Genomic DNA, 20,090 nt, shown 5'->3' on the forward strand with positions numbered 1-20,090 from the left:
GTCATCCGTTTTCGGATTTGGGCCGCGCGATGGCGCAAGCGGATTTGCCCGCGTCATCGCGTTTCACCCGGGGTCAAACCTCAGAGCGTGTCCATCTTGCAGGCGCTGTCGCCCGCCGAACCGAAGGCCTTGGCGATGTCGTCCGGCGTCTTCGGCAATTCGGCCTTGACGTCGAAATAGTCCCACTTGTCTGATATCTTGGGCTGAATGCCGGCAACCAGGAGGCGGCTCGTCATCTGGTGATCGAAGTCGCGATAGCCGATATCCAGGTTGCCGCGGCGATACTTCCAGTTCTCCAGCGCCCGCACGATCGCGCCGGGCTCGGTCGACTTCGCCATCTCGATTGAATCGAGCAGGCTCTTCATGCCCAGCCAGCCCATCCAGGCCTTGTCCGCCGCTGGCCTGTGGTATTTCTTCTCATAGGCTGCGGCCATCGCCTGTTCTTCAGGCGAGTTGTTCGGATTCTTGTACCACCAGGTGATGGTGTAGAGCCCATCGGCGGCTTCGGGGCCGACGCCCCACAGGTCGGTGTTGCCGACAGAGATCTCGGCGAATGGAATCTTGCCCTTCATGCCGAGCTCGTTCCACTGCTTCAGGAAAGTAGTGAGGTCGCTGGCAGCAATGCCGCCGATCACGACGTCGGGCTTGGCGGCGCGAATCTTCAGGATGAAAGACGAATAGTCCGGTGTGCCGACCGGCACCTCGTCGGCGCCGACCACGGTGCCGCCATTGGCCGTGATGTAGTCGGTGAAGGCGCGCTTGATGTCTTGACCGAAAGCGTAGGACGCGGTCAGGAGGTACCACTTCTTGCCGATCGCAGCGCAGTAGGGGGCGAGAACGCGGGCATGAACATCGACCGGCGGCTGCAGGCGGAAGGTGTACTTGTTGCAGGACTTGCCAGTGAGGTCGCCGGTGGCGGCATTGGCCGCGACGTAAGGGATCTTGGCCTTCTTGGCGACCGATGAGATCGCGAGCGCGAAGGAGGAGAGCGCACCGCCGACCATGCCGACGACCTTCTGCTCGCCGACGAGGCGCTCCGCGCTCTGCTGAGCACCCTGCGGATTGGGCTCGTCGAGCCAGACGATCTCCGCGGGCCGCCCCAGGAGCGTGTTGTTGCGCTGTTCCAATGCGAGCATGCCGCCCTGGGCGAGATATTCCGCCTGATCGACGATCGAGCCCGTCTTGGCCCAGATCATTCCGATCTTGATCGGCTCGGCGGCTGCCGCGTTGCCGATATACGGCATACCGAGGCGCGATGCCGCGAGCGACGTTGCGCCCAAGAGCAGGCCGCGCCGGCCGATGCGCAGGCCGGTTGCCGCTCGTGTCTTCTTCAGGTCCGTCATTGTCTCACCTCCCCTTCTGACATTGCGCCGGTCATTGCCGGCGGGCCGTGCATGCGGCTCTTGGGGCTTGCCCTACCATGACTGGAATTGGATTCCAATATCAAAAATCGAAAAATGGAATCCAATTCCAATTCTGATCAGCTCGTGCTAGAAGCCTCGCCGGGCGCAACGCAAATCAAAAGAGGATGCGGAATGAGCAGGGTCGCCGTGGCGGTGATTGGGGCCGGCGCAATCGGACGGGCCCATTGCGAGACGATCCGCCGATCGGAGAGCTGCAGGCTCGCGGCGATCGCCGAACCTGCCGCAGCGGGAAAGACTTACGCGGAGAGCCTCGGCGTGCCCTGGTATGCGGATGCGCGCGATCTGCTGGGTATAATGAAGCCGGATGCGGCGATCATCGCCACGCCGAATGCGACCCATCGCGAGTTCGCGATCGCCTGCATCGAGCGCGGCATTGTGGCACTGGTCGAAAAGCCGATCGCGAGCACGCTCGCTGATGCGGCGGCGATCGCGGCTGCCTCGGAGCGCGCGGGCGTGGCCGTTCTGGTCGGGCACCATCGGCGGCACAATCCGATCACGCGGCGAGCCCGTTCCTTGATCGCCGAAGGCGCGCTCGGCCGCCTGACCAGCGCGACCGTGCTTGCGACCTTCTATAAGCCCGCCGATTATTTCGAGGTGGCATGGCGACGAGAGCCCGGCGGCGGGCCGGTGCTGATCAACCTCATTCACGAGATCGATCTGGTGCGCCACCTCTGCGGCGAGATCGCCTCCGTGCAGGCTGTCGTCTCCAACGCGGTGCGAGGCTTCGACGTCGAGGACAGTGCGGCGATCCTGCTCCGGCTCGCTGGTGGTGCGCTGGTGACGCTGAGCCTCAGCGACACCGCGGCAAGCCCCTGGAGCTGGGATCTCGCCAGCGGCGAGAGCCTGAACTATCCGCCGCAGCCGGCCGCGGTGCAGACGCATTTCCTCAGCGGCACCGAAGGCGCGCTGGCGCTGCCGACGCTCGACTATTGGCACTATTCGTCGGCGAAGAGCTGGTTTGCCCCGATCTCGCGCGACTCGGTTGGCGTCGAACGCGGCGATCCCTACCTTGCGCAGATCGATCATCTGGCGCGGGTGGTCCGTGGCAGCGAGGCGCCACTGATTACCGCCCGCGACGGCATGCTGACCCTGCGAGCCACGATGGCAGTTCACAAAGCGGCCAAAACCGGTCAGATAGTGCGGCCTGATCAGGAGATGGAATTGTGAATCAGGATGCTGCCTTGATGCTGAAGAACCCGGATCCCGTCGATGCGCCCAGCGGCCTTTTGGAGCGCACGCTCGGCGTGCTCGAGCTGCTCGCGACGAATGCCCGTGGCATGCAGTTATTCGAGATCGCCGACTCGCTGCACATTCCGCGCAGTGCCACGCACCGCGTGCTGACGAGCCTGATCGAGCATGGCTATGTCAAGCAGGAACGCGAGCAGGGCGCCTACCAGCTCACCGCCAAGATCGCCTCGCTTGCCTTCACCTTCCTCGCCGGCAGCGGCATCACCGATTTCGCCCAGCCGCTGCTGGATCACCTGGCGCGCGAGAGCGGCGAGCTGGTACGTCTCGCCATGATCGATGGTCGCGAGCTCGTATGGGTGGCTAAGGCGCAGGGCTCGCCCGCCGGCCTGCGCTACGATCCGGACATGGGCCAAGTGGGACGGCTGTCCTGCTCGGCGAGCGGTCACGCCTGGCTGTCGTGCCTGTCGGACGAGGACGCGCGCGCGCTGGTCGAGAAGCAGGGCTATGGGCTGCGCAAGGATTATGGCCCGCGCGCGCCCGAGAGTTGGCCGGCGCTGCTGAAATATCTGCGCCAGTCCCGCAAGCGCGGCGTCAGCATCTGCGTGCAGACCTATACGCCCTGGATGAGCGCGTCCGCGGCCCCCATCCGTCATCCCAAGTCCAAGGAGGTGACCGGGGCCGTGGTAATCGCCGGTCCCCATATCCGGCTGACCGAGGAGCGCATGCTCGAGTTGGCGCCGGCGCTGCTGCAGACGGCGCAGGAGCTGTCGATGGCGACGCTCGCCTCGCCCGGTCTCTACGGCCGTGCCGCGCGGCCGGGCGAAAGCTTCTTCGGCGCTGGCAGCTGATCGGCGCGGAGACCTGACATTATGCAGATTCTGATCACAGGCGGCGGCGGTTTCATCGGAGCGTGGCTGGCGCGACGGCTCGCGGGCGATGGTCATCGGCTGCGCGTGTTCGAGTCGGTCGAGCGCTCGGCGCAGTTCAACGGGATTGTCGGAGCTGCCGCCGCGTCCGTGGAGTGGCGCATCGGCGATATCGCGGATGGGCAGGCGGTGCGTGCCGCAGCCGAAGGCTGCGACGGAATTGTCCATCTCGCCGGCGTGCTGACGCCGGCCTGCAAGGCCGATCCCGTGCGCGGCGCGATGATCAACCTCGTCGGCACGTTGAACGTCTTCAACGCCGCGCAAGCGCTCGGTATCCGCCGCATCGTCTATACGAGCAGCGCCGGCGTCTACGGCCCTGACGACGAGACGACGCCGCGGCCCATTACCCATTACGGGGCATTCAAGCTCGCCTGCGAAGGCAGCGCGCGGGCCTATTGGGAGGACCATGGCATCGCCAGCATCGGCTTCCGGCCCTATATCGTCTATGGCTATGGCCGCGAAACCGGGTTGACTGCGGGCCCATCGCTGGCCTGCCGCGCGGCCGCGCGTGGCGAGACCTATATCATTCCCTATATCGGCACGGCCGGCCTCGTGTTCGTCGACGATGTCGTCGCGGCCTATTACGCCGCGCTTCGCCGCGAGCCTCATGGGGCGCACGTCTTCAACTTGCCGGGCGAGGTGGTTTCGAACGACGACGTCGTCGCGGCCGTGCGTGACGTCGTCCCCGATGCGAAGATTGGGATCGATGGTCCCGTGCTTCCATTCGCGGAGGACGTCGGCGAGGGCGACTTGCGGCGCGCGCTTCCCGGCTTGCCCTTGACCTCGTTGCGCGACGGCATTCGTCGCACCATCGAGCTTTACCGGGCGGCCCCATGACGCTTCCGGTGCTCGGCGCCCACACTTTCGGCTTCGCGTGGGACTGCGTCGCGGAGGACGCCATCGAGCGGCTCGCCGCTGCGGGCTATCGCACCATCCAGTTGATGGCGACGCCGCCGCACTTCGATCCCTGGGTACAGGACGCCGCGCGCACGCGGCGAATTCGCGCGCTGATCGAGCGGCATTGCCTGTCGCTCCTGGCGCTCGACCTCGCCAGCAGCGACATCAATCTCGCAAGCCCGTCGCAACACGTGGTCGATTTTGCGGTTTCGTCTTATGTGGCCACGATCGACCGCGCCGCCGAGCTCGGCGCGCGCTGGATCTGCGTCGGCTCCGGCCGCCGGCACGCGCTGCTTGCCAAGGCCAACGACCGATTGATGGTGAGTTTTCGCGACGCCTTCGCCCGCATTTACGACAAGGCGGAGCGCGCCGGCGTGCCGGTCATCCTCGAAAACCATCCGCAGGGGCTGCTCGCCAGCGCCGCGGACATCACTCGCTTTCTCGATGCCGAAGGCTATGCCGGGATGCCGGTGATCTACGATGTCGCCAATGCCGTTGCGATTGGCGAGGATCCGGTCGAGGGTCTTAGGGCGCTGTGGCCCCGTCTCGGCATCGTTCATCTATCGGACAGTCCGAAGGGGCAGTGGCGACACGATCCGATCGGCTCGGGCGAGATCGATTTTGCGGCCATCGCTGCGCTGCTGAGGCAGCGAGCCTATGAGGGCAGGATCGTGCTCGAGATCCTGTCGGACCAGCCGCTCAAGGACATCGACGAAGGCGCCGCGATACTCAAGCGGCAGGGCCTGGCCTTTTCTCTCGCCGGCTGATCGCGCAATGCCGCTTCAGCTGGCAGCCGCGCGGGTCTCGTCGGAGAACAGCCGCTCGCGGAAGCGGCCCGGCGACAGGCCGACATTGCGGGAGAAGAAGCGGTTGAAATAGGCCGGATCGGCGTAGCCGAGTGCTGCGCCGATCTCGTTCACGGTCATGTCGGAGTAGAGCAGGTTGCGCTTGGCCTCCGTGAGCAGCCGATCATTGATCAGCGCCAGCGAGGACTTGCCTGTCGTCATCCGGCAGCAGGCGTTGAGGCGCGCGGCCGTGACGCCGAGCTTGCGCGCGTAGACATCGAGCGAGGGGTGATCGCGATAGTGCTTCTCGACCAGCTCGCGAAAGTGCATCACGGTCTCCGCCTCCCGTGCGCTGGAGATCGGACGGACACGCTCCTGCTCGAGCAGCCGGCGAACCGTTACTGCGAGCAGTTGCAGATAGGCCTTGATGGCGGTGCGGCGGCTAGGTGCCGACCAGACGAATTCGTGCTCGAGCGAGGCGAACAGGCCGACGAGGTCGATGTCGCGGCCGATCTGTTGCGACAGGAAGCGGACCGGTACGCGAAAGCCGTCGATGAGGTTGGCATCGTCATCGAGCGCGGATTGCAGGAAGGGCAGCGCCACGGTGATGACATAGCCGTCGGTGCCGGGTCTGAAGCGGATGGCATGGATCGTTAGCGCCGGGATGATGACCAGCGCCGGCGGCGAGACCTCCCAGCTCACGCCCTCGACCTCGATGGCGCCGCCGCCCTTGCTGATCACCAGGACCTGGTGATGGTCGGGATGCGTGTGCGTCCGGATTGTCCAATTGTGCCTGCCGCTGCGCACCGGGATCGGCTCGATATGGAGGAACGACGGTTCGACCTTCGAAGCCGCTTCCTCGTACAAAAAATAGTGCGGAATCATGCTTGCGGTTCCCTCCGCGGCAGTGGCGGTTAGTTCCGGTCGCTGCACTGCACTTATGAAAAGTACAATACAAAAAGAGTTTCGTCCATTGGCGGCGCCCGCGGTCGCGCCTATCGAGAATACGAGCCGTCGTCAGACCCAAACAAAGCAACGGCGCGGCGAGACCACGGGAGGAAACGGCAATGTCAGGACAAGCGCGTGATTTGTCGTGCGACGTGCTGGTCGTGGGCTCGGGCGCCGGCGGATTGTCCGCCGCGATCACGGCCCGGAAGTGCGGGCTCGACGTGATCATCGTCGAGAAGGACGAGTACTTCGGCGGCACCACGGCTTTTTCCGGCGGCGTGCTGTGGATTCCCGGAAATCGCCATGCGCGCGATGCGGGCGTCACGGACAGCCGCGACGCGGCGCGCACCTATCTCAAGCACGAGACCGGCCATCATTTCGACGATGCGGCGATCGATGCCTTTCTCGATGTCGGCCCGCGCATGCTCGATTTCTTCGAGAAGGAGACCGAAGCGAAATTCGTGCTGTCGGCCTATCCCGACTATCATCCGGACGTCGAGGGCGGCACCAAGCTCGGCCGCTCGGTGACCGCGGCGCCCTACGACGCCAGCGGGCTCGGCACGGAGATCCGCCGGCTGCGGCCGCCGCTCGAGACCATCACCTTCATCGGCATGATGTTCAACTCGTCCAATGACGAGCTGAAGCATTTCTTCCGCGTCACGAGTTCGCTCGCTTCGGCAATCTACGTGGCCCGGCGGCTTGCCAGCCACCTCTGGGATCTCGCCCGCTATCGCCGCGGGGTCAAGATCACCAGCGGCAATGCGCTGGCGGCGCGGCTTGCGAGGACCGTCTTCGATCTCGGGATTCCGCTGCTCACGGCAACGCCCGCGCAACGGCTGATCAGCCGGAACGGCGCCATCGCGGGCGCGATCGTCGGCGATACGCAGGGCGAGTACGCGATCACGGCGCGCCGCGCAGTGGTGCTGGCGAGCGGCGGTTTTCCGCACGATCAGGCGCGCATTGCGCGCGCCTATCCGCATCTTGCCCGAGGTGGCGAACATTTGTCGCCGACACCTGCGGCCAACACCGGCGACGGCATCCGCATGGCAGAGGTGGCCGGCGGCAGCTGCGACATCCGCTTTCCGAGTGCGGCGGCGTGGATGCCGGTGTCGCGCGTGCCGCTCGGCAATCGCACCGGCGTGTTTCCGCATCTCGTGGACCGCTACAAGCCCGGTGTGATCGCGGTGAACAGGCAAGGGCGGCGCTTCACCAACGAGTCCGAGTCCTACCACGACGTCGGCGCCGCGATGATCGCCAATGGCGCCGGCGGTAGGGAGACCGCGGCCTGGCTGATCTGCGATCACGCCACGATCCGCAAGTACGGCCTCGGCTATGCCAAGCCTGCACCAGTGCCGCTCGGACCCTTCGTGCGCAACGGCTATCTGAGCCGCGGCGCGACGCTGCGCGAGCTGGCCGCTGCGACGGGCATCGAGGCCGACGGTCTGGAAGCAACGGTGCGCGAGTACAATGAAGGCGCGGTCCATGGCATTGACCGCGCGTTCAAGCGCGGCTCGACGGCCTTCAACCGCTATCTCGGCGACGCCGAGCACAAGCCAAACCCGAACGTGGCCCCGATCGGCACCGGGCCGTACTACGCGCTGAAGCTCATCATGGGCGATCTCGGCACATTCGACGGTCTGACTACCGACCTGGTCGGTCGCGTGGTGCGCCACGACGGTACGGCGATCGCCGGACTCTATGCCGTCGGCAATGATCGTGCCTCGATCATGGGCGGCAACTATCCTGGTGCCGGCATCACGCTCGGGCCGATCATGACCTTCGGTTACATCACCGGCCGTCATCTGGCTGGCCAGCAAGCCTGATCGACACCATCCAAACGGGATCAACAACGGTCCATGCCGGAAGGCAGGGCAGGTGAGGAAGAAACGACATGACCATGACACGCCGCAGTTTCGTCGGTGCCGGCCTCGCCACGGCGTTGGCGCCGCGCCTCGCCCGGGCGCAGTCCGACAACACGATCCGCATCGGCGTGATCACCGACATGTCCGGCATCTATCGCGACGTGTCGGGGCCCACGACAGTCGCCTGCGCACAGCAGGCGGCTGCCGAATTCATGGCGGCCAACCCTTCCATCAAGGTCGAGATCCTGGTCGCCGACCATCAGAACAAGGCCGACGTCGGCCTTGCGATCATCCGCAAATGGTTCGATCAGGATGGCGTCGACGTGATCGAGAATGTCGGCAACTCCTCGATCGCGCTCGGCGCCAAATACTTGATCGAGGACAAGAACAAGGTTGCCTTGATCACCACCGCCGGATCGTCGGACCTGACCGGCAAGAGCTGCAGCGCCAACCTCGTGCACTGGTCCTGGGATTCCTGGTGCCTCGCCCATTCGACGGCGACCTCGCTCGTGCGCACCGGCGGCTCGAAATGGTTTTTCCTCACCGCCGACTATGCGTTCGGCCATGCTGCCGAGGCGGACGCGGCGAAATTCGTTAAGGCGGCCGGCGGCACCGTGCTCGGCTCGGTCCGCTATCCCTTCGGGTCGACCTCGGACTTCTCGTCCTTCCTGCTGCAGGCTCAGTCGAGCGGCGCGAATGTGATCGCCTTTGCCAATTCCGGCAATGAGCTGATCAACTGTCTGAAGCAGGCCCAGGAGTTCGGTCTGGACCAGGGCGGCGCGCGCATGGCGGCGCTGGTCGGCTATGTTACCGACGTCATCGGCATGGGCCTGTCGACGGCCAAGGGCCTGTCGCTCACCGAGACCTTCTACTGGGATCTCAACGAGCGAACGCGCGCCTTCATGAACCGGGTGAAGCCGCGCCTGGCAGCAAACGTCTATCCCAACATGAGCCAGGCCGGCGACTACGCTTGCGTGCTGCACTACCTCAAGGCGGTGAAGGAGCTCGGCGCCGAGCAGGCCAAGCGCAACGGGCGCGAGGTCGTCGAGCTGATGAAGAAGATGCCGACCGACGACGACTGCTTCGGTCAGGGCATGATCCGCGCCGACGGGCGCAAGATCCATCCGGCCTATCTCTTCGAGGTGAAGAAGCCCGCGGAGAGCACGTCGACCGGCGACGTCTACAAGCTGGTCTCGACGCTGAGCGCAACCGAGGCGTTCCGGCCCCTCGACGAGGGTAGTTGCGCGCTCGTGCGCAGCTGAGAGAGCCAACCGGGAGATCCTCCGATGACCGAGCAAGCCATTGTCGACCTGCGTGTCTACACCATCCGCCTGCGGAAGATGGCGGAGTTCATCGAGGTGTTCGACCGGCTCGCGATACCGGTCCAGCTCAAATATCTGGGGCGTCCGCTTGGCATGTTCACGAGCGCGGTCGGGCCGCTCAACCAGATCGTTCATCTCTGGGGTTTCCCCGACATGGGAGAGTTCGAGCGCCGGCACGCCGAGCGCGACAAGGATCCCGACTGGCCGGCTTACTTGCAAGCCTCAGAGCATCTCATCGTCGCGCAGGAGAACCGGCTGATCCGCAGGATCGAGCTGCTGTCCTTGTCCGGCCTCGCCACCTGAGGCGCCAATCGCCTTTCCAACCTTGGAAGCCCCGCATGGCATGGATCAATCTTTCCGCGAAAGTTGCCGTCGTCACGGGCGGTGGTGCGGGCATCGGGCGCGGCATTGCGCTCGGCCTTTCGGCGGTTGGCGCGACCGTCGTCGTGCTCGACCGCGACGAGGCCGGCGCGGCTGTCGCGGCGGAGATTAGCGCAAGCGGTGGCCGCGCGGAGTTCCTAGCCTGCGATGTCACCCGCGATGACAGCGTCGCGCGCGCCGCCGGCGAGGTGGCGGCGAAAGTCGGCGAAGCCACAATCCTCGTCAACAATGCTGGCACGATGTTGCCGGGCGGGCTCGACACCACGAGCATGGCGGATTGGGACCGCATTCTGTCATTGAACCTGACCGGTTACCTGCGCTGCGCGCGGGCCTTCGGAGAGCCGATGCTGGCGCGCGGCGCAGGCGCCATCGTCCATGTCGCATCGATCTCGGCCTCATTTCCGCAGAGCTACAGCGGCGCCTACAGCGTGAGCAAGGCCGGCGTGGCCGTGCTGTCCCGCCAGCTCGCGGTCGAATGGGGACCGCGCGGCGTACGCAGCAACGTCGTCAGCCCGGGCATGATCCGCACGCCGATGACCGAGGCCATCTATCAGACCCAGGGCGTGTACGAGGCGCGGCGGGCGTTGGTGCCGGCACGGCGCATCGGCCGCCCCGAGGACATCGCCGATGCGGTAGTCTTCCTCGCGAGCGAGCGCGCGAGCTACATCACCGGTGAGGAGATCGTCGTGGACGGTGGCTTCACCCGGACGCTGATGGGCACGATTCCGCGCCCGGGCTTCGAGAAGAGCTGAGCTCGGCAAATCGGGTCGAACGGGAGGGTGTGGTGCTGCTCGAGGGAAAGGTTGCCGTCATCACCGGCGCCGGCTCCGGGATTGGAGCCGCGATTGCGCGACTGTTTGCCGTCGAGGGGGCGAAAGTCTTGCTCGGTGATCTCGCCGAAGGCGGAGCCGCGCTTGCGGCCGGGCTTGCCGCCGATGGTCACGCGGCGGGCTTCCAGCATGTCGACGTCACCGATGAGGCCTCAGTTGCCGAGCTGATGCAGGCAGCCGTCACGCTGTTCGGCCGGCTCGACATCCTCGTCGCCAATGCCGGCATTCCCGAGCGCAAGTCGCCAATCCACGAGCTCGATCTCGTCGACTGGCGCCGCGTGATCGACGTCGATCTCACCGGGGTGGCGATCTGCAACAAGTTCGCCGCAGGCATCATGCGTGCGACCGGTGGTGGCGCGATCGTCAACATGGCGTCGATCCTTGCTCACGTCGGTCAGGAGAACAGCAACGCCTATTCGGCCGCGAAAGCCGCGGTGGTCAATCTCACGCGCTCAGTTGCGTTGACCTATGCGCTCCAGGGTATTCGCGCGAACTGCGTTTCTCCGGGCTATGTCGATACGCCGTTGCTGGCCAAGTTGCCGGAGGCGACCCGCCAGGCGATGCTGGTGCGGCAGCCGATCGGGCGCTTGGCGCGGCCTGGGGAGATTGCTGAGGTTGTGGCCTTTCTTGCGAGCGACAAGGCCTCGATCATCACGGGCGCGTGTGTCAATGCCGACGGCGGCTACACGGCAATCTAATTGATCGCGTCGCGCCGGCGTGGCTATGGCTCAGAGCTGACAATTTTGGATCAGCTTGGATCAGGCTAGCCTGCGTTAGCTCAACTTGGCCGATGATGGATTGGACAGAGAGTTCAAGTTCTTCAATAAGTTAGAAGGCGGCGTGTGCACGATGTGTGCACGGAGAGATCAACAAAAATCTACCGACACCCAATTTGGGGAGCCAACAGCGCTCCAATTTCTGGGCTGGTGACGACTGGTTTGTCTGCGGCAGTCCCGCAGACTGTCGCGTTCAAGACGTCTGGGTAGGTTCAAATCCTGTCCCGGCAACCAACGATCGATACTAAGTCGCCAAGAAGCCCGGCCTCCGGAAGGAGGTCGGGCTTCGTTTTGCCCGCAGCAAAGCTCAAGATCGCGGCCAGATCGCCGTTGAGCACGATTCCTAGCTCGTTCCCGTCGGGCAGAAGCGTCACCCGCTCAACCAAGGAAGCCCATACGCCAGATACGAATAAGCAATAATGCCGGCTTGCTGCGAATTGTAGATCTGCGCGCGAGAATACTAGGACTCAGTTCTGACCTTGCGTGAGATGGACAAAGCTGAAGTCAAGATTTGCCCCGTCTTTGGCATACTGCCGCTCTGCTTTGGTCAGGTTCACGACATCTCCTTTCGAGAACAGATCCAGTAAGAAGATCGGGACGTCGAGCGCATACGGCTCCTTGCGATGACCGTAAGCTCCAGCTCGAAAGGTGAGGACGGAGACGCAAATAGATCAGGGCGAAATTGGCACACTCAGATGGTTGGGGATCTCGAGATCGAAGGCGCGCCGGTGGAAGTCGCCTCGTGGGCCACGCGGATCATCGAGTGGACCGGTTTGGCCATCCAGTTAACCTCCTTGCGCGGCAAGCAATGCGCAGCAAAGTCCAGCTGCTCTCCTTTTTGTCGTGCTTAGCTTGACCATCGATCCTCCCAATGGTGGAGGACTTTAGATAACGCTGATCCGTGCCTGGTAGTATCGGGCTGTTTCAGCACGGTGATCTATCATCTTCGCGCTGCGCCGCAGCAGGACTGTTGGCGCGTATCCAACAGTGGCTGTTGGCGCCGCGACACAAATCCGCTGGCACAAAAAATGCTGAGGCTGAAATCGCCGATGGCGCACCGAAGTTCGCCGGGGAGACGGAGGAAATGATGAGAGCCCAAGTATTGAGAGCCTACGACGAGAAACTTTCCAACGACCTTTGGGTCGGGGAAGAGAAGGTGCCTGATCCGAAGTTGACGAAATCAACCGACGTCATTGTCCGCATAGGTGGTGCGGGCGTATGCCGAACCGACCTTCACATCGTCGAAGGCGTGTGGAAGCCGCACATGGATCCGAGCGGTGACAAGCTGCTTCCCCTCATTATGGGGCACGAAAATGCAGGCTGGATCGAAGAAGTTGGCAAGGAAGTCGAGGGACTAAAGAAGGGCGATCCTGTCATCGTCCATCCGAAGATCAGCGGCGGGACGTGTCTCGCCTGTCGCCGAGGATTCGACATGCACGGTCCTGGAACGTTCCCAGGCCTCGATTGCAACGGCGGCTATGCAGAGTTCCTTTGCACCTCAGAACGCAACATCGTCCCGCTGCCACGGACTTTGGCGCCAAAGGATGTCGCGCCATACGCCGATGCAGGCCTCACCGCCTATCGCGCTGTCAAGAAGGCCACGCGTCACCTTTTGCCAGGCGAATCTTGCGTTGTTATCGGTGCGGGAGGATTGGGCCACATCGGAATCCAGTGCCTCAAAGCGATGTGTGCGGCCGACATTATTGTCGTCGACAAGTCCGAAGCATCGCTGAAACTAGCCGAAAAATCGGGCGCCGATCATCTCGTGAAAGCTGACGGCAACGAAGTGGAAGCCGTTCTGGGTCTGACCGGCGGAAACGGTGCGGAAGCGGTGATCGATTTCGTCGGCGAGAAGGGGACGACGTCGAAGGGCCTGGCGATGACTCGTCCGATGGGCAGCTACTACGTCGTCGGTTACGGCGAAGACATTCGGGTGCCGACAGTCGACATGGTGATAACCGAGAAAAACATTATCGGCAATCTGGTCGGCACGTGGGCCGAACTAACCGAGTTGATGGCCCTTGCGGACCGAGATCTGGTTGAACTTGCCACGACCGAGTATCGCCTTGCGGACGCCAACAAGGCCTTGCACGATCTCAATGCAGGCGAAATTCATGGGCGGGCCGTGTTAATCCCTTGAAGGATAGCTGCATCATCCATCGCGAGCATGCATTTCCTCGCGATGGATCGAGCAAGCGGCCGTCGTCATGCCCGTGTGGTGTCGTCTGACGCCGTCACCGGAGCCCAGCTGCGTGAGATCTTATGCTGGTCAGGCGCTGCAACAGTTCAATCAGATCGGTTTCACACAAGCTCATATCGCAGTGCAAACACCGCAAGGGTGGAGGAGTGGTCTGATCTCCGGAGTCTCATTGTACGCCATCGTCTCAATTTGCATCGTTGTCAATCTCATATCGACAAGATCGCTTAGGAACGCCGCATGAGGTTCGTCCTCGTCAATGGCAGAACACCGTGGCTGAAGACGTTCTGCATGTCTTGCTGCGAGCCCATTCACGCTCACTATCTGAGAGAATTCAGTACCGGTCTCCCTTTCTGCGATCACGATTGCTACGCCCAGTACACCGAGCGCTGGATCGAGAAGGTTCGGCAATCAAAACGGTCGGCCGGTTTCGAGGACTATCGCTAGTCCGAATGGACCGGGCAACGAACCAGTCTCGTATGCGCGGCCTTCAACGTGAAAGACGCCTGTCGCATCGAGCGGACCGCGTTCGATTCCGAAAGCGCTCGACGTATTGCCCGGGGCAATTTCTGGCACTGTTGCAGCGCAAACATTGCGCCGCGAAGTGGCGGTCTCCGCGTTGCGCCGATTCTCATTTTGCAACTCTTGTCGCAGTTTGCATTTCCGCAGGTCGCTAACTGGGAGCCGCGAAGTCTCCGTCAGCGCCGATCCTCACCTCCGGCAATCAGAAATCAATTTGGCGGGGCAAGAGAGCGCTGGCACGCCCATTGCAAAGCTGTTTGGCACAACAACGCTGACTGCTCCGTCCGGGGCGAGCCGCGAAAAGAACGAGGGAAGGGGATGTCAAGCTGAGGGCGAACCTTGCGCGGGGTCACTCAATTGCGATCGGAGGACGGCTGGGTCCGAAGATCGCTCCTGATCATCCCTGAGGTGTTCCACAGTCATCCTGAGACCCTTGCCGATATCAAACGTCCGGCCGCGCAAACGGTCGCGAGGTGGCCCGTAACGCACGGGTAAGCACTGCTCGGTCCGCGAAGGTCCAGGCAGGCGGAATATCGATGTGGTTTCTGACCCGATCAGGAGGAAAGACGAGATGTCTGGAACGCTAACACTCAACAAGATCACCGCCCAGCGCGGCATTTCCGTCGGTGAGGCTGCAAAGAAGATTGCAGATCTCGGATGGAATCCGTCCTACGTCCAGGAAGCGATGACTTTCCCCACCGACTACAAGATCACGAAGGCGCCCAAGGATCCGATGAAGCAGGTCCTTCGCTCCTATTTCCCGATGCAGGAGGAAAAGGACAACCGCGTCTACGGCGCCCTCGATGCCGCGCTTCGCGGCGACATGTTCCGCAACGTCGAGCCACGTTGGGTCGAGTGGATGAAGCTGTTCCTGGCGATCATCCCGTTCCCGGAAATCTCGGCGGCACGTTCCATGGCGATGGTCGGGCGCCTCGCACCCGGCGAAGATCTCCGTACTGGCTTCACCATGCAGATGGTCGACGAATTCCGTCACTCGACCATCCAGATGAACCTGAAGAAATGGTACATGGAGAACTACATCGACCCGGCCGGCTTCGACATCACGGAGGAGGCGTTCGGCAAGTGCTACGCCACCACGATCGGTCGCCAGTTCGGTGAAGGATTCATCACCGGTGACGCCATCACGTCGGCGAACGTCTACCTGACCGTCGTCGCCGAGACGGCGTTCACCAACACGCTGTTCGTCGCCATGCCGTCGGAGGCGGCGCGCAACGGCGACTATGCGCTGCCAACCGTGTTCCTCTCGGTTCAGTCGGACGAGAGCCGCCACATCGGCAACGGCCACTCGATGCTGATGTCGATGCTGAAGGAGCCGGAGAATCACCTGCTGCTCGAGCGCGACATGCGCTATGCTTTCTGGCAGAACCATGCCATCGTCGACGCGGCGATCGGGACGTTCATCGAATACGGCACCACGAACCGCGACAAGAACAAGGAGTCCTACGCGGAGATGTGGCACCGCTGGATCTTCGAGGACTATTACCGGACCTATATGCTGCCGCTCGAGAAGTACGGCATCAAGATCCATCATGACGACGTGCAGGCCGCCTGGAAGCGGCTGACCGAGAAGCACTACGTCCACAAGGTCGCCCAGTTCTTTGCCGTCGGCTGGTCGGCGAACTTCTGGCGTATCGAGGCGCAGACTGAAAAGGACTTCGAGTGGTTCGAGCACAAGTATCCGGGCTGGTATGCGCAGTTCGGCGAGTTCTGGAAATGGTACGAGAAGCTGTCGCATCGGGGTCAAACCAACATCCTGTTCAACAGCGACGTCGGCTACGTCTATCCGCATCGTTGCTGGTCGTGCCTCGTTCCGTGCCTCATCCGTGAGGACATTGTCACCGACGAGATCGACGGCAAGCTGCACACCTTCGCCCATGAGCTCGATCGGTGGACGGCCGTCGAAGCGTTCGCCGGCGAGTACCAGGGTCGTCCGACCCCGGCGATGGGGCGGTTCAGCGGCCGTCGCGAGTGGGAAAGCGTCTACCACAATGTGGATATTGCCGACGCCATCAAGGATCTCGGCTTCGTGCGCACGGACGGCAAGACCTTGGTCGCGCAGCCGCATTTGCGCTTCGACCAGAAGGAAATGTGGACGCTCGACGATGTCCGCGGCCACATCCTCAAGAGCCCGCTACAGACGCTGCGGGAGATGAGCCCGGCCGACCGCGAGAAGCATCTCGCCGAGTATCGCAAGGGATTCACTATCAATCCCTGCAACTAAGTGAGACGGAAGGGGCCGGCTGCGGCCGGCTCCTTCCCGATCGCTCCCCGGAAGATATGAAAGCGTTCGTTTGAGGAGGCCCCTATGGGCGCGCCCGCTAATGTCGTTCGCCTGCAACCGGTAGGCATAGAGTTCGAGGTCGAGGAGAACGAAACTGTTCTCGACGCTGCGTTTCGCCAAGGGATCGCGCTGCCGCATGGCTGCAAGGAGGGGCAGTGCTCTGCGTGCAAATGCGTCCTTACCGGAGGCGATGTCGAGTTGAAGAAATACTCGACGTTTGCCCTGAACGAGATGGAGCGAGGCCAGGATTACATCCTGCTCTGTCGGACCTTGGCATACTCGGATCTGGAGGTGGAGCTCCTCAACTATGACGAGGAAGTGCTGTCGAAATCGATTCCCGTCAAGGATTTCACGGGCACCGTTACGAGCGTCTCTGCGCTGACCCATGACATCCGCCGCCTCGAAATCACACTGGAGCAACCTCTGAAGTTCTGGGCGGGTCAATATGTCGACATCACGCTCCCGGGACCAGAGACGATTACGCGCTCGTTTTCCATGGCAAATTCGCCGGGCGAAAGCCAAAATCTCGCGTTCATCATCAAGAAGTACCCCAATGGGCGCTTCTCCTCACGACTCGACGGAGATCTCGCCGTCGGAACCGAAGTCGGAATCAAAGGACCCTACGGGACCTGCTTCCGACGAGAAAACAAAACAGGAGCCATGATCCTGGTCGGTGGCGGATCCGGAATGTCGCCGCTGTGGTCTATCCTGCATGATCACATCAGCTCCGGGGAAGTTCGTCCGGTGCGCTTCTTCTACGGAGCCAGGACGCAGAACGATCTCTTCTATCTCGACCATTTCGCGGAGCTCGCCGCCAAGCATCCGGAGTTCACCTTCGTCCCGGTTCTCTCCCATGCGGCCGACGACACGGCCTGGGGCGGAGCAAAGGGCTTCGTGCATGAGGCAGTCGGAGAGCACCTTCGCGGTGCGGACTATGGTGAAGACGTCGACGTCTATGCCTGCGGACCATCGCCAATGATCGAGGCGCTGACGCCAGTGTTGCAGATGAGCGATGTCGAGTCGGACCGCATCTTCTTCGACAAGTTCACGCCGGCGAACAACTAAGACGCCTCGACCGTCCAACGAGCTAGAGCCCAACAACAGGAGGAGGAAGACGACCATGACTGCCGTTCAAACCGTATCAGCCAAATCCGGTGCAGCAGGTTCTGCGGTGTTTCCGGATTCGGATAGCCGCAGATACCGCTATTTCGAGCCCCGCAGCAAGCGAGCCACGCACTACGAAGACGTGACGGTCGACGTGCAGCCGGATCCGGAACGATACCTGTTGCAGGACTGGATCATCTCTTTCCCCAACGGCAAGGGTGCATACACCAAGGACAACACGGGGGCCCTCAGCTCGAATTGGCATGCGTTCCGTGCTCCCGACCAGGAATGGGAGCGCACTCACTACCAGCGCCAGTCCAAGATCGAAGCCATGGTCCAGGCCGTGATCGCCAACGGTCGCAAGTCCGGGGCACCGAAGAGCTTCGACAAGGCCTGGATCAAGATCTTGCAGAACCATCTCGGTGCGTGGAAGCACGCCGAGTTCGGTCTCGGCACGTCGCTGATGCAGGCTCAGCGTTACGGCTACACCCAGATGATCAACAATGCGACGCTGACGAACTCGTCCTACAAGCTTCGCCTTTCACAGGATATTACGCTGTATCTCGCCGAGATCGGAATGGACGTTCCGGGCTTCGACGACACGGCCGGCAAGCGCGTCTGGTTGGAAGACAAGGGCTGGCAGGGAACGCGGGAAGCGATCGAGTCGATCATGGGCTCGGCCGACTATCTCGAGCAGTATTTCGCCACCAACATCGTGTTCGAGTCGCTGGTCGGCGAACTGTTTCGCAGCGGCTTCCTGATGCAGGTAGCCTCGTCTAACGGCGACTTCATCACGCCGCCGGTGATTTCGTCCGCGGAAGCGGACTATGAGCGCAATCTCGCGAACACGATCGACCTGATGCACCTTCTGGTGACCGACAATCAGCATGGCGCCCACAACAAGAAGCTGTTCCAGGGGTGGGTGAACAAGCATGTTGCGCTCGCCAACAAGGCGGCCGCCGGCCTGCAGCCGATCTGGTCGCAGCCGCATTCGAAGCCGGTGCAGTACGCCGATGCGCGTGCGCAGTCGGTCGAACGCATTAAGAAGATTCTCGGCGAGCTCGGCCTCACCCTTCCCAAGGAGTAAATTGCAATGTCCGTCGTTTCCAGATCTGCGACCAACCAGAATATCTTCCAGAAGATGGGGGACCTTCGTTTCGAGCAAACGATTTCCCATCAGTGCGGCGTCACCATGAATGACAGCGTCGAGGCGCGCGCCATCGCCGAGTTCATGGCGAAGAAGCCGAACGTGACAGTGACCTATCAGCCGGCCCTGATCCGCATCGACGGCGAGGGAAAGCTGACTTTCAAGATGGATGAAATCAGCGAAATTCTCGGGAAGGAAATGACGGCCGAGATCTTCGAAGTTAACACCTCGACCCACTACGGACGGATGGTGCGTATCGACGACAACACGGTGACGCTGTTCGGAAACATGGACGAGGTCTTCGAATACATCGAGTGAGTCTCCATCGCCTCCCTGACTGGGCGGGGCCGCATCCCCAGCGGCTATGGCCCCGCCGCTTCTCGAAGTGGTCTCGCCCGACCACCGCGCTTCGTTTGATCGACTAGAGCCAACCAGGAATTTCCGGAGAGCAACATGTTCATAACTCCCAGCGGCGAGGAAGTGTTCGTTATCGACGGCCATACCCATTTTTGGGACGGAAGTCCGGCGAATCAGCTCAACGTCCACGGCAAGCAGTTCATCGACTGCTTCTACGCCTACCACACCTCGCTCAGCCCGAAGGACAAGCTCTGGCCGAAGGAGCAGTTCGAGAAATACAGCGCCGACCAGATGTACCACGATCTGTTCGTCGACGGTCCTGACGACATGGCCGTCGTTCAGTCGACCTACCTCACAGAGTTCTACAAGAACGGGTTCAACACTATCGATCGCAACGCCGAGATGGCGAAGAAGTACAAGGACCGCTTCATCGTCAACGGCGCCTTCGATCCACGGGATGGCGAGAGGGCGCTCGAGTACATCCACTACATGAAGGAGACGTTCGGCATCAAGGGTGTCAAGCTCTATACCGCCGAGTGGAAGGGTGACTCGCGTGGGTGGAAGCTCACGGATCCCAACGCCTATCGCTGCCTCGAGCTCTGCCAGAAGCTCGGCATCACCAACATCCATGTCCATAAGGGGCCGACGATCATTCCGTTGGACAAGGATGCGTTCGATGTTCACGACGTCGACCATGCCGCGACGGACTTCCAGGGCTTGAATTTCATCATTGAGCATTGCGGTCTGCCGCGCCTCGATGATTTTTGCTGGATCGCGGTGCAGGAGACGAACGTCTACGGCGGCCTCGCGGTGGCGTTGCCGTTCATCCATGGACGGCCGCGCTATTTTGCCGAAGTGATCAGCGAACTGCTGTTCTGGGTCGGCGAGGACAAGCTGCTTTTCGGGAGCGACTACGCGATCTGGACGCCGCGCTGGCTGGTCGAGAAGTTCTGGAATTTCGAGCTGCCGGAAGATTTGAAGCAGGAGCACGGCGTCGACCTCACCCCGCAGGCAAAGAGGAAGATTCTGGGCCTCAACGCCGCACGTCTCTATGGAGTCGACGTCGAGGCGCAGAAGGCGAAGCTCGGGCAGAAAATCCACGCGACGGCAGCGGAGTAGAGC

Annotated in this window: 17 protein-coding genes; 15 read left to right on the top strand and 2 right to left on the bottom strand. The window is 62.3% G+C overall.

All coding sequences use genetic code 11. The features are described 5' to 3' along the window. Positions 1-80 precede the first annotated feature (80 nt). Positions 81-1,343 carry an ABC transporter substrate-binding protein gene (locus tag BJA_RS18140; RefSeq protein WP_011086444.1) on the bottom strand — a complete coding sequence of 421 codons (1,263 nt, stop codon included), beginning with the start codon at positions 1,341-1,343 and terminating at the stop codon, positions 81-83. 192 nt (positions 1,344-1,535) lie between these two features. Between BJA_RS18140 and BJA_RS18145 the strand changes: the two genes are divergently transcribed. From BJA_RS18145 to BJA_RS18160, 4 genes are read left to right on the top strand one after another with little or no spacing between them, the layout of a single operon-like run. Beyond that, positions 1,536-2,591 (top strand): Gfo/Idh/MocA family protein, encoded by a 1,056-nt coding sequence (locus BJA_RS18145; RefSeq protein WP_063921442.1) that lies wholly within the window; start codon positions 1,536-1,538, stop codon positions 2,589-2,591. Beyond that, positions 2,588-3,460 (top strand): IclR family transcriptional regulator, encoded by an 873-nt coding sequence (locus BJA_RS18150; RefSeq protein WP_011086446.1) that lies wholly within the window; start codon positions 2,588-2,590, stop codon positions 3,458-3,460. Before BJA_RS18145 ends, BJA_RS18150 begins: the two co-directional genes overlap by 4 nt. Before the next feature lie 21 nt (positions 3,461-3,481). Next, positions 3,482-4,375 (top strand): NAD-dependent epimerase/dehydratase family protein, encoded by an 894-nt coding sequence (locus BJA_RS18155; RefSeq protein ID WP_011086447.1) that lies wholly within the window; start codon positions 3,482-3,484, stop codon positions 4,373-4,375. Next, positions 4,372-5,202 carry a sugar phosphate isomerase/epimerase family protein gene (locus BJA_RS18160; protein WP_011086448.1) on the top strand — a complete coding sequence of 277 codons (831 nt, stop codon included), beginning with the start codon at positions 4,372-4,374 and terminating at the stop codon, positions 5,200-5,202. Before BJA_RS18155 ends, BJA_RS18160 begins: the two co-directional genes overlap by 4 nt. A 15-nt stretch (positions 5,203-5,217) precedes the next feature. Here the strand turns inward: BJA_RS18160 and BJA_RS18165 are convergent, their stop codons facing one another. Continuing rightward, complete coding sequence (locus BJA_RS18165; RefSeq protein ID WP_038966201.1) at positions 5,218-6,105, bottom strand: helix-turn-helix domain-containing protein; 888 nt, start codon at positions 6,103-6,105, stop codon at positions 5,218-5,220. A gap of 182 nt (positions 6,106-6,287) precedes the next feature. Between BJA_RS18165 and BJA_RS18170 the strand changes: the two genes are divergently transcribed. The 11 genes from BJA_RS18170 to BJA_RS18220 all read left to right on the top strand — a co-directional run bounded on the left by BJA_RS18170 (position 6,288) and on the right by BJA_RS18220 (position 20,087). Continuing rightward, positions 6,288-7,991: an FAD-dependent oxidoreductase gene (locus BJA_RS18170; protein ID WP_011086450.1), complete on the top strand. Its 1,704-nt coding sequence runs from the start codon at positions 6,288-6,290 to the stop codon at positions 7,989-7,991. 68 nt (positions 7,992-8,059) lie between these two features. Beyond that, complete coding sequence (locus tag BJA_RS18175; protein WP_011086451.1) at positions 8,060-9,292, top strand: ABC transporter substrate-binding protein; 1,233 nt, start codon at positions 8,060-8,062, stop codon at positions 9,290-9,292. Between the two features lie 24 nt (positions 9,293-9,316). Beyond that, positions 9,317-9,655: an NIPSNAP family protein gene (locus BJA_RS18180; protein ID WP_011086452.1), complete on the top strand. Its 339-nt coding sequence runs from the start codon at positions 9,317-9,319 to the stop codon at positions 9,653-9,655. Between the two features lie 35 nt (positions 9,656-9,690). Beyond that, positions 9,691-10,485: an SDR family NAD(P)-dependent oxidoreductase gene (locus tag BJA_RS18185; protein ID WP_011086453.1), complete on the top strand. Its 795-nt coding sequence runs from the start codon at positions 9,691-9,693 to the stop codon at positions 10,483-10,485. A 32-nt stretch (positions 10,486-10,517) separates the two neighbouring features. Further along, positions 10,518-11,261: an SDR family NAD(P)-dependent oxidoreductase gene (locus BJA_RS18190; protein ID WP_038966228.1), complete on the top strand. Its 744-nt coding sequence runs from the start codon at positions 10,518-10,520 to the stop codon at positions 11,259-11,261. A 1,165-nt stretch (positions 11,262-12,426) separates the two neighbouring features. Continuing rightward, positions 12,427-13,479 carry an NAD(P)-dependent alcohol dehydrogenase gene (locus tag BJA_RS18195; RefSeq protein WP_038966229.1) on the top strand — a complete coding sequence of 351 codons (1,053 nt, stop codon included), beginning with the start codon at positions 12,427-12,429 and terminating at the stop codon, positions 13,477-13,479. Between the two features lie 1,150 nt (positions 13,480-14,629). After that, positions 14,630-16,300: an aromatic/alkene/methane monooxygenase hydroxylase/oxygenase subunit alpha gene (locus BJA_RS18200; protein ID WP_038966206.1), complete on the top strand. Its 1,671-nt coding sequence runs from the start codon at positions 14,630-14,632 to the stop codon at positions 16,298-16,300. Positions 16,301-16,384: 84 nt separating this feature from the next. Beyond that, a complete protein-coding gene (locus BJA_RS18205; RefSeq protein WP_011086459.1) occupies positions 16,385-17,425 on the top strand; it encodes a 2Fe-2S iron-sulfur cluster-binding protein in 1,041 nt (346 codons plus the stop codon). Positions 17,426-17,480: 55 nt separating this feature from the next. Beyond that, a complete protein-coding gene (locus tag BJA_RS18210; RefSeq protein ID WP_038966207.1) occupies positions 17,481-18,551 on the top strand; it encodes an aromatic/alkene monooxygenase hydroxylase subunit beta in 1,071 nt (356 codons plus the stop codon). 6 nt (positions 18,552-18,557) lie between these two features. Then, the gene (locus BJA_RS18215) at positions 18,558-18,929 is read left to right on the top strand and encodes an MmoB/DmpM family protein (protein WP_011086461.1); all 372 of its coding nucleotides are present in this window, start codon (positions 18,558-18,560) and stop codon (positions 18,927-18,929) included. A 135-nt stretch (positions 18,930-19,064) separates the two neighbouring features. Continuing rightward, on the top strand, positions 19,065-20,087 hold the full coding sequence (locus BJA_RS18220; RefSeq protein ID WP_011086462.1) for an amidohydrolase family protein: 1,023 nt from the start codon (positions 19,065-19,067) through the stop codon (positions 20,085-20,087). Positions 20,088-20,090: the final 3 nt, after the last annotated feature.

Source organism: Bradyrhizobium diazoefficiens USDA 110 (genome assembly GCF_000011365.1).
Classification (GTDB): domain Bacteria; phylum Pseudomonadota; class Alphaproteobacteria; order Rhizobiales; family Xanthobacteraceae; genus Bradyrhizobium; species Bradyrhizobium diazoefficiens.

What these genes read in the sequence shown, in the direction of transcription:
- BJA_RS18140 (WP_011086444.1), bottom strand. Translation starts at nt 1,343, where the DNA reads ATGACGGACCTGAAGAAGACACGAGCGGCAACCGGCCTGCGCATCGGC.
- BJA_RS18145 (WP_063921442.1), top strand. Translation starts at nt 1,536, where the DNA reads ATGAGCAGGGTCGCCGTGGCGGTGATTGGGGCCGGCGCAATCGGACGG.
- BJA_RS18155 (WP_011086447.1), top strand. Translation starts at nt 3,482, where the DNA reads ATGCAGATTCTGATCACAGGCGGCGGCGGTTTCATCGGAGCGTGGCTG.
- BJA_RS18160 (WP_011086448.1), top strand. Translation starts at nt 4,372, where the DNA reads ATGACGCTTCCGGTGCTCGGCGCCCACACTTTCGGCTTCGCGTGGGAC.
- BJA_RS18165 (WP_038966201.1), bottom strand. Translation starts at nt 6,105, where the DNA reads ATGATTCCGCACTATTTTTTGTACGAGGAAGCGGCTTCGAAGGTCGAA.
- BJA_RS18170 (WP_011086450.1), top strand. Translation starts at nt 6,288, where the DNA reads ATGTCAGGACAAGCGCGTGATTTGTCGTGCGACGTGCTGGTCGTGGGC.
- BJA_RS18175 (WP_011086451.1), top strand. Translation starts at nt 8,060, where the DNA reads ATGACCATGACACGCCGCAGTTTCGTCGGTGCCGGCCTCGCCACGGCG.
- BJA_RS18180 (WP_011086452.1), top strand. Translation starts at nt 9,317, where the DNA reads ATGACCGAGCAAGCCATTGTCGACCTGCGTGTCTACACCATCCGCCTG.
- BJA_RS18185 (WP_011086453.1), top strand. Translation starts at nt 9,691, where the DNA reads ATGGCATGGATCAATCTTTCCGCGAAAGTTGCCGTCGTCACGGGCGGT.
- BJA_RS18195 (WP_038966229.1), top strand. Translation starts at nt 12,427, where the DNA reads ATGAGAGCCCAAGTATTGAGAGCCTACGACGAGAAACTTTCCAACGAC.
- BJA_RS18200 (WP_038966206.1), top strand. Translation starts at nt 14,630, where the DNA reads ATGTCTGGAACGCTAACACTCAACAAGATCACCGCCCAGCGCGGCATT.
- BJA_RS18205 (WP_011086459.1), top strand. Translation starts at nt 16,385, where the DNA reads ATGGGCGCGCCCGCTAATGTCGTTCGCCTGCAACCGGTAGGCATAGAG.
- BJA_RS18210 (WP_038966207.1), top strand. Translation starts at nt 17,481, where the DNA reads ATGACTGCCGTTCAAACCGTATCAGCCAAATCCGGTGCAGCAGGTTCT.
- BJA_RS18215 (WP_011086461.1), top strand. Translation starts at nt 18,558, where the DNA reads ATGTCCGTCGTTTCCAGATCTGCGACCAACCAGAATATCTTCCAGAAG.
- BJA_RS18220 (WP_011086462.1), top strand. Translation starts at nt 19,065, where the DNA reads ATGTTCATAACTCCCAGCGGCGAGGAAGTGTTCGTTATCGACGGCCAT.